The sequence below is a fragment of the Cyanobium sp. Lug-B genome (assembly GCF_024345635.1).
Taxonomy (GTDB): Bacteria; Cyanobacteriota; Cyanobacteriia; order PCC-6307; family Cyanobiaceae; genus Cyanobium; species Cyanobium minutissimum.
Genome location: NZ_JAGQBM010000009.1, coordinates 64751 through 73383 on the forward strand (window position 1 = coordinate 64751; position 8633 = coordinate 73383).

An 8633-nucleotide genomic window follows, 5' to 3' on the forward strand; every position below is an offset into this window, starting at 1 on the left:
CCCAAGCACTTCCCCAGCATGGCCACCATCAACGTCAATCCGTCCGGCATCCCCTCGCTGCGTGAGGCCATCAATGCGGCAGCGGCAGGGGACACGATCCTGCTGGCGGATGGCACTTACGACACGATCCGGTCCCTGGCCAAGCAGTCCTCGGTCCCCGGAGTGGTCCGATCCTCCGGCTACGCCGTGAGCGGCACATCCGAGGCGGGCACCATCGTCAGGGACACCCGCATCTTTCAGAGAAACACGGATGGCCCCAACGGGCCCGGCACGGTCGCGAACCTGACCCTGGACTACAGCGCCGGTGGTCTGGCCGATGGCAACGCCCTGCTGCGGGCCACCTCCGGCGCCTTCGTTGTGCAGGATGTCACCTTCCGAGGCACCCACACCGGCTGGAACGGCAACGGCAACCTCTACATGTCGTTGACCTCGTTTTCGGCCACCGCGCCGATCACGACGCATCTGACCCTGGACGATGTCACGGTCACGATCAAGGGGCAGGGTGGGTTCAACCCCTTGACCGGGGCTGGAGGTTCCGCCTTCCTTCACAGCTGGAACAACTCCGGCAGCCTTCTCATCCGCGACAGCCTCTTCGATGAAGCCGGCTTTCTGAGCAGCTTCAACATCCTCAATTTCACCGGTTCCGTTGCCGCCGGTTCGGTTCAGATCTCCGGCAATCTGTTCACCCGCTCTGACAACCAGACCGTGGTGCGCCCCACGGGCAATATCCTCGGCAATGTGGCTGCGACGCTGAGCGGCAATACCTTCGAGAATGGCTCCTATCTTGATCTCTATGACGTCAGCAAGCTCATCACGCTGACATCGAACACGTTCGCCACGATTGCTGGCGGTTACGGCATCCGCATCACTGGCCCCAGCGTCGGTGTCATTCCCACCCTTTCCGCCACCAACGTCTTTACCGGTCCTGGAGTTGCCCTCAAGTATGTGGATCCCGGCGCCAACAAGTCCGTCACTCTTGTTGGCGGTGCCACGATCAATGGGGCGGCCTTCACGAAGCTCACCGCCCACGGCCAAGGTGATGACGTCGTCACGATGGCCGCGGGCTTCACCGACTGGGTCAATGGCGACGAGGGCAACGACACCATCGATGGCGGTAACCTCGCCGATCTCCTTCTGGGGGGAGAGGGAAACGACAGTCTGCTTGGCGGCACTGGCAACGACACCCTCATCGGCGGCCAGGGCAGTGACACCCTGACCGGTGGTGACAACTCCGATCTCCTCATCGGCGGCCAAGGCAACGACCGCTTCTTCGGTGGTTCCGGCAGCGACGTTCTCATCGGTGGTGAAGGCAACGACACCCTGTCGGGGGGTGAAGGCTTCGATGCTTACGTCTTTGATGCACCACTTGGGCCCACGAATGTGGACACCATCACCATCATGACGCTCACTGGTGCCTCGGCTGACACCATTCGCCTGGATGACGCCATCTTCACGGGGTTGACCCCGGGCGTCCTTTCCGCTGCCAGCTTCACGGCCAACGCGACAGGGTCGGCCATTGGAACAGGTGCCCAGATCGTCTACGACAACGCGGGCGGAGGCTCCGGCCGGCTTTTCTGGGCCGCTTCCGGAACAGCCGGTTCGCTCGTCCAGTTCGCCACGATCACGAACGCTCCCGCGGCGCTCAGCGCCTCGTCTTTCCTCGTCATCTGAGCCTGCGCAGCACCAGCAGTCCCCCCAGCCCGATCCACCCCACCAGACCCCCGATGGGGTTGGGCTGGGTGCCGCCCGGGCCCGCCAGCCATGGTGGGGCGCCTGGCAGCAGTTCCAGCAGGCCCGCCTGCAGGGCGAACCAGCCCCCCACCAGTCCGCCGTGCAGGCCGACCGCTCCCCAGAGCACGCCGCCATCGTCCCGGCGCACCAGGGCCAGATTCAGCCCCAGCAGCAGCAGCCCCCCCAGCAGGCCCACCGCCCCCAGCCCGCCGGCCTGGCTCCAGGGGTGGACGAGGGCGAACACGGCCGCCTGCAGCAGCAGTGCCCCACCGGGGGGCATCTGGCGTTGCAGTTCGCCCCACAGCCAGCCGCGGAACACCAGCTCCTCGGCAAAGCCCACCCCCACCAGCAGGGCCAGGGCGTTGAGCAGCTCCCCTCCGTCCAGGCCGGCCGGGCCGATCCAGCGGGCGCTTCCCGAGGCCAGCAGGGCCACCGCCACCAGGGCCAGCAGCGCCAGGGCCCGCAGCAGTCCCCTCCCGAAGGCCCCCAGCACCGCCGGCAGCGGGGCCAGCACCCCGAGACTCCGCCATGGATGGGGTTCCCCCCAGACCCTGCGTAACCGCAGCGGCAGGGTCAGCAGCAGCAGCACCAGGGCCACCACCGCCCCGGCCAGATCGACCTGATCAGGGCGCAGCCCCGGGGCGAGACCGCCCAGGGGCCGCACCAGCAGCCAGCCCAGGCCGTAGAGCAGCGGCACGTAGAGAAGGGTGCCGCTCCAGCGGGGGCCCACTCAGCTCTCCGGCTCGATCGTGCTCGTCAGGCCCTTGGCCTTGAGGGTTTCGCAGTAGAACTCCGCCGGTTCCAGATCGCAGACGATCACCAGTCCCACGCCCGTGTTGTGGGCCTCCAGCATCACGGCGATCGCATCCTGCTCACTGAGGGAGGGCACCACCTGGCGCAGGGTGTTCACCACGTACTCCATGCTGTTCACGGGGTCGTTGTGAAGCAGCACCTTGTAACGCGGTGAGGTCTTGCGCACCCGCTCCGGCGCCTTCTCGATCACGGCGGCCCCCCCCGGCGAACGGGAGGGGGTTTCGGCGGCCGCCGGGGTGGTGGAGACGGTGGCGAAGGGCGGGATGGTCATGGGCATGGCCGCTCCGGTCCTGACAGGGGCCAACTCTAAAGAGCCCGGATCCGGCGCATCGCCTCGTCCACGTTGGCGCGGGAGTTGAAGGCGGAGAGGCGGAAATAGCCCTCGCCCGCCGCGCCGAAGCCGCTGCCGGGGGTGCCCACCACATGGGCCTGGTTCAGCAGGTGGTCGAAGAAGCCCCAGGAATCCAGCCCGTCGGGGGTCTTGATCCACACGTACGGGGCCTGCTGGCCCCCGTACACCTGCAGGCCGGCAGCCTCCAGTTCACGGCGGATGATGGCGGCGTTCTCCATGTAGAAGCGGATCAGGCCCCGCACCTGCTCCTGGCCTTCCGGGGAGTACACGGCTTCGGCGCCCCGCTGCACGATGTAGCTCACGCCGTTGAACTTGGTGCTCTGGCGCCGGTTCCAGAGGCCCCACAGCTCCACCGGCTCGCCGTTGGCCGTGGTGCCGGTGAGTCCCCGGGGCACCACGGTGAAGGCGCAGCGGGTGCCGGTGAAGCCGGCGTTCTTGGAGAAGGAGCGGAACTCGATCGCGCAGCGCCGTGCCCCCTCGATTTCGTAGATGGAGTGGGGCAGCTCCGGATCGGAGATGAACGCCTCGTAGGCGGCGTCGAAGAGGATCAGGGCGTTGTGGGCCAGGGCGTAGTCCACCCACTGCTTCAGCTGTTCCCGGGTGGCGACCGCGCCGGTGGGGTTGTTGGGGAAGCAGAGGTAGATGAGGTCGACCGGCTGCTCCGGCAGGGGGGCCACGAAACCGTTGGCCGCGGTGATCGGCAGGTAGGTGAGGCCCCCGTAGCGGCCGCCCCCGTCGGCGTCGCCGGTGCGGCCCGCCATCACGTTGCTGTCGACGTACACCGGATAGACCGGATCGGTGACGGCGATGCGGTTGCCGGCCCCGAGGATGTCGAGGATGTTGCTGCTGTCGCACTTGGAGCCGTCGGAGATGAAGATCTCCTCGGCGCTCACCTCGCAGCCCCGGGCCTGGAAGTCGTGGCGGGCGATCGCCTCCCGCAGCCAGCCGTAGCCCTGCTCGGGGCCGTAGCCGTGGAAGCCCTCCCGGGTGCCCATGGCCTCGATCGCCTGTTGCATCGCCTCCCGGCAGGCCGCCGGCAGGGGTTCGGTGACGTCGCCGATCCCCAGGCGGATCACGGCCGCCCCGGGATGGGCCTCCGTGAACGCCTTGACGCGCCGGGCGATCTCGGGGAACAGGTAGCCCGCCTTGAGCCGGAGATAGCTGTCGTTGACCTGGACCATGGGTGGGAAGCGGAAGGCGGGGCGGCGGGGCCAGCCGGCATCTTCCTATGGCGCGGGCCGGCCTGCCTACGCTCGGCCTGCAGCCCGCCGGTCGCCGCCGTGCCCTTCGCCACCGCCGACGCGTTCGTCGCCCGCACCGCCGACGCTCCCGTCGCCTTCGCCGAGCTGGTCGACGGCGGCATCGCCCGGCCGGCCCGCTACCTCGGCAACGAGCGGGGGGTGGAGCCCCGCGACTGGTCGGCGGCCCGGGTGCGCTGGGCGCTCACCTATCCGGAGGTCTATGAGGTCGGCGCCAGCAACCTCGGCCACGTGCTGCTCTACGCGATCCTCAATGCCGTTCCGGGCCAGCTGTGCGATCGGGCCTACCTGCCAGCCCCCGATCTGGCGTCCCGGCTGCGGGAGCGGGGGGCGCCCCTGTTCGCGGTGGAGAGCCACCGGCCCCTGACCGCCTTCGACATCCTCGGCTTCAGCCTCAGCTATGAGCTCGGCGGCACCAACATCCTCGAGATGCTGGATCTGGCGGGCATCCCGATCCGTGCCGCCGACCGGGGCGACCTGCCCCTGGACCACCCGGCGGCACCGCCGCTGATCTTCGCCGGCGGCCCCACCGCCACGGGCAACCCCGAGCCCTTCGCACCCTTCTTCGATTTTCTGGCCCTGGGGGATGGGGAGGAGCTGCTGCCCGAAATCGGCCTGGTGGTGGCCGAGGGGCGGGCCGCCGGCCTGGGCCGCCGGGCCCTGCTGCGGGATCTGGCTGAGGTGCCCGGGGTCTACGTGCCCTCCCTGTATGCCCCCGGGCCCGACGGCGTGAGCCTGCGGCCGCTGGAGCCGGGCCTGGCGCCCCGCATCCAGCGGCGCACCGCCACCCCCATGCCCCACTACGCCATGGGCCTGGTGCCCCACATCGAGACGGTCCACGACCGACTCACGGTGGAGATCCGCCGCGGCTGCACCCGCGGCTGCCGCTTCTGCCAGCCGGGGATGCTGACCCGCCCGGCCCGGGACGTGGAGCCGGAGGCGGTCATCGAAGCGGTGGAGGAGGGCATGCTCCGCACCGGCTACAGCGACTTCTCGCTGCTGTCGCTCAGCTGCAGCGATTACCTCTCCTTGCCGGCGGTGGGGGTGGAGCTGCGCAACCGGCTGGCGGAGCACAACGTCAGCCTCACCCTGCCCAGCCAGCGGGTCGATCGCTTCGACCATTCCATCGCCCACATCCTCGGCGGCACCCGCCGGGCCGGGCTCACCTTCGCCCCCGAGGCCGGCACCCAGCGCCTGCGGGACATCGTCAACAAGGGACTCACGGATGCGGAGCTGCTGCGCGGCATCCGCACCGCCATGGAGAACGGCTACAACCGCGTGAAGCTCTATTTCATGATCGGCCTGCCGGGCGAGACCGACGCCGACGTGCTCGGCATCGTCGACACCTGCCGGGGGCTGCAGCAGCAGTGCCGCGACCTGGGACGGCTGCAGCTCAACCTGACGATCAGCAATTTCACCCCCAAGCCCCACACGCCGTTCCAGTGGCACAGCGTGTCCACCGCCGAATTCCGGCGGCGGCAGCAGCTGCTGCGCGACACCCTGCGGCCCCTGCGGGGGATCAAGACCAACTACACCGACGTGCGGCTGTCGGCGGTGGAGGACTTCGTCGGCCGCGGCGACCGGCGGCTGGCGCCGGTGATCGAGGCGGCCTGGCGGGCCGGCGCGGGGTTGGATGCCTGGTTCGAATCCGCCGACCGCAGCCATGCCGCCTGGACCGGCGCCATCGAGGCCGCCGGCCTGGGGGGCTCCTACCGGGCCCTGGAGATGGGCGGCTGGAGCGCGGCGGAGGCCTTCGCCACCGGCGATCTGGAGGCCTTCTGCCGCCAGCCCCTGCCCTGGGACCACATCGATTCGGGGGTCGACAAGGCCTGGCTGGCGGAGGACCTGGGCCGGGCCCTCGCCGCCGCCGTCGTGCCCGACTGCTCCTTCGAGGGCTGCAGCAGCTGCGGGGTCTGCGGCCCGGAGCTGGGGCACAACGTGGTGATCCCGCCACCGCCCGTGCCGCCGCCGCTGCCGCCGCGGGCGCCGGCCAGCGAGCGGGTCTGCCGGCTGCGCTTCGCTTTCGCCAAGACCGGCTCCCTGGCCCTGATCAGCCATCTCGACACCCTGCGCCTGATGGAGCGGGCCCTGCGCCGCAGCGGCCTGCCGGTGAGCTTCACGGGCGGTTTCCATCCCCTGCCGCGGCTGCAGGTGGCCCTGCCCCTGCCCCTGGGGGTGGAGGGCCTGCACGAATGGCTCGACCTTGATTTCGCCGCCCCGGTCGACCCCGAGACGGCCCGGGAGTGCCTGCAGGCGCAGCTCAGCGCCGAGCTGACCCTGCTCTCGGTCCGGGCCGTCCCCCTGGAGACCCCCGGCCTGGCCCAGCAGATCCGTTCCGCCCAGTGGCGGTTCACCCTGCGGCCGGGCCCGGATCCGGCGGCCCCCGATCGGGCGGCACTGACGCCGGAGCGCTGGGCCGCGGCGGTCGCTGCACTGCTGGAGGCCACCAGCCTGCCCTGGCAGGACCAGGACAAGAAGGGCCGCCCCCGGGAGCGCGAGTGCCGCCCCTACCTGCTCGACCTCCACCTGGTGGCCCCCGCGGGGCCCTCCGCGGCAGGGGGGGACCAGGTGCTGGATCTGGAGGCCGTTGTGGATCCCCAGGGCCGCAGCCTGCGGCCGGACCATCTGCGCCACTGGCTGAGCACCGGTCTCGGCCAACCGCTGGTGCTCGGTGCGGTCCAGCGCCGTTGCCTCCGGCTGGACGCATGCTAAGTTCGCCCTAGACAGAGACAGGAATAGCGGGGCTCCCTCCCTTCTTCCTCCTCTGCCCAGACGCTTCTGCATCAGGGACGCTTTCTAGAAGCTCCTCGGCGAAAGCGCTATCACAGTCAACATTGCTTGGTTCGGTCTTCGTTGCTTTGCATCGGGAAGGAACGACATTCTTTTCGTCACGCTGCCGGCCCGTCGACGTCACTGCTCCCATCCGGGCCCCCTGGCTACGGGGGGCCCGACCAGGCAACCGCCGACTCCCTTGTTTCCGGGGTCCGGCCTGATCTCCTCCAGAGGCTGAGCGGCCGTCACGGCCGCCGTCCGATTCCTTCCCCCACCTGCCCCCCGGCAGGGCTCCACTGAGCCCACCATCTCTTCCATGCCCCAGCAGATCGTCATCGCTGAGCAGTTGCGGATCGCCGCAGTGCTCAACGACGAACGCGTCGATGAACTGATCGTCGCCCAGGGTCGTTATCAGATCGGTGACGTCTACCTCGGAACCGTCGAGAACGTGTTGCCCGGGATCGATGCCGCCTTCGTCAACATCGGCGAAAGCGAGAAGAACGGCTTCATCCACATCACCGATCTGGGTCCCCTGCGCCTGAAGAAGGGGGGTGCCGGCATCACCGAGCTGCTCGAGCCCCGTCAGAAGGTGCTCGTCCAGGTGATGAAGGAGCCCACGGGCACCAAGGGGCCGCGTCTCACCGGCAACCTGTCCCTGCCGGGGCGCTTCCTGGTGCTCCAGCCCCACGGCCAGGGGGTCAACATCTCCCGGCGCATCAACGGCGAGAACGAGCGCAACCGCCTGCGGGCCCTGGGTGTGCTGATCAAGCCCCCCGGCGCCGGCCTGCTGATCCGCACCGAGGCCGAGGACGTCAGCGAGGAGATGCTGATCGATGACCTCGAGGCCCTGCTGCGCCAATGGGAATCGATCCAGCAGGCGGCCGAGACGGCCTCCCCTCCGGTGCTCCTCAACCGGGATGAGGACTTCATCCACCGGGTGCTGCGCGATCTCTACAGCCCCGAGGTGCTGCGGGTGGTGGTCGACAGCCCCGATGCGGTGGCGCGCGTCAACGCCTTCCTCGGCGCCGACCAGGCCAACCTGCTGGTGGAGCACCACGGCGAACCCACCGAGATCCTGGAGCACTACCGGGTCAACGCCGCCATCCGTGATGCCCTCAAGCCCCGGGTGGATCTGCCCTCCGGCGGCTACGTGATCATCGAGCCCACCGAGGCGCTCACGGTCATCGACGTCAACTCCGGCTCCTTCACCCGCTCGGCCAACGCCCGCGAGACGGTGCTGTGGACCAACTGCGAGGCGGCGGTGGAGATCGCCCGCCAGCTCAAGCTGCGCAACATCGGCGGCGTCGTGATCATCGACTTCATCGACATGGAGTCCCGTCGTGACCAGCTGCAGCTGCTCGAGCACTTCACCCAGGCCAGCCGCGACGACACGGCCCGTCCCCAGATCGCCCAGCTCACCGAGCTCGGCCTGGTGGAGCTGACCCGCAAGCGCCAGGGCCAGAACATCTACGAACTTTTCGGCCGGGCCTGCCCCAGCTGTGGCGGTCTGGGCCACGTGGCGGTGCTGCCCGGCAAGGACACCCTCCAGCCCCTGGCCACGGTCTCGGGCCTGGTGCGCTCGGCGGCCTCGGCCCGGGCCGAAGTGGCCAGCCCCTCCACCGGCGCCGGTGAGTCCGGCGGCAGCGGCCGCCGCCGCCGCGGCGGCCGCGGCGGCCGCGGCTCCGATGGGGCCGAGCCCCCGGCCC

6 protein-coding genes are annotated in these 8633 nt (G+C 69.7%); 3 read left to right on the top strand and 3 right to left on the bottom strand.

All coding sequences use genetic code 11. The annotated features are described in order from the left end of the window. Positions 1 to 18: 18 nt before the first annotated feature. A complete protein-coding gene (locus KBY81_RS03920; protein ID WP_254975674.1) occupies positions 19 to 1671 on the top strand; it encodes a calcium-binding protein in 1653 nt (550 codons plus the stop codon). On the opposite strand, the gene KBY81_RS03925 is transcribed toward KBY81_RS03920, so the two are convergent. From KBY81_RS03925 to KBY81_RS03935, 3 genes are read right to left on the bottom strand one after another with little or no spacing between them, the layout of a single operon-like run. Further along, positions 1664 to 2461 carry a CPBP family intramembrane glutamic endopeptidase gene (locus tag KBY81_RS03925; RefSeq protein WP_254975675.1) on the bottom strand — a complete coding sequence of 266 codons (798 nt, stop codon included), beginning with the start codon at positions 2459 to 2461 and terminating at the stop codon, positions 1664 to 1666. The genes KBY81_RS03920 and KBY81_RS03925 overlap by 8 nt on opposite strands. Next, the gene (gene clpS / locus KBY81_RS03930) at positions 2462 to 2821 is read right to left on the bottom strand and encodes an ATP-dependent Clp protease adapter ClpS (RefSeq protein ID WP_254975676.1); all 360 of its coding nucleotides are present in this window, start codon (positions 2819 to 2821) and stop codon (positions 2462 to 2464) included. A 29-nt stretch (positions 2822 to 2850) separates the two neighbouring features. Further along, positions 2851 to 4077 carry an LL-diaminopimelate aminotransferase gene (locus KBY81_RS03935; RefSeq protein ID WP_106221605.1) on the bottom strand — a complete coding sequence of 409 codons (1227 nt, stop codon included), beginning with the start codon at positions 4075 to 4077 and terminating at the stop codon, positions 2851 to 2853. Positions 4078 to 4176: 99 nt separating this feature from the next. Here KBY81_RS03935 and KBY81_RS03940 point away from each other — a divergent pair, with 99 nt between their 5' ends. After that, positions 4177 to 6867 (top strand): TIGR03960 family B12-binding radical SAM protein, encoded by a 2691-nt coding sequence (locus KBY81_RS03940; protein ID WP_254975677.1) that lies wholly within the window; start codon positions 4177 to 4179, stop codon positions 6865 to 6867. Between the two features lie 376 nt (positions 6868 to 7243). Further along, a partial coding sequence (locus KBY81_RS03945) for an Rne/Rng family ribonuclease (protein WP_254975678.1) occupies positions 7244 to 8633 on the top strand: 1390 nt, incomplete at its 3' end.

Bases quoted from the DNA above. Each gene is read 5' to 3' on its own strand.
- KBY81_RS03920 (WP_254975674.1), top strand. From the start codon at position 19: ATGGCCACCATCAACGTCAATCCGTCCGGCATCCCCTCGCTGCGTGAG.
- clpS (WP_254975676.1), bottom strand. From the start codon at position 2,821: ATGCCCATGACCATCCCGCCCTTCGCCACCGTCTCCACCACCCCGGCG.
- KBY81_RS03935 (WP_106221605.1), bottom strand. From the start codon at position 4,077: ATGGTCCAGGTCAACGACAGCTATCTCCGGCTCAAGGCGGGCTACCTG.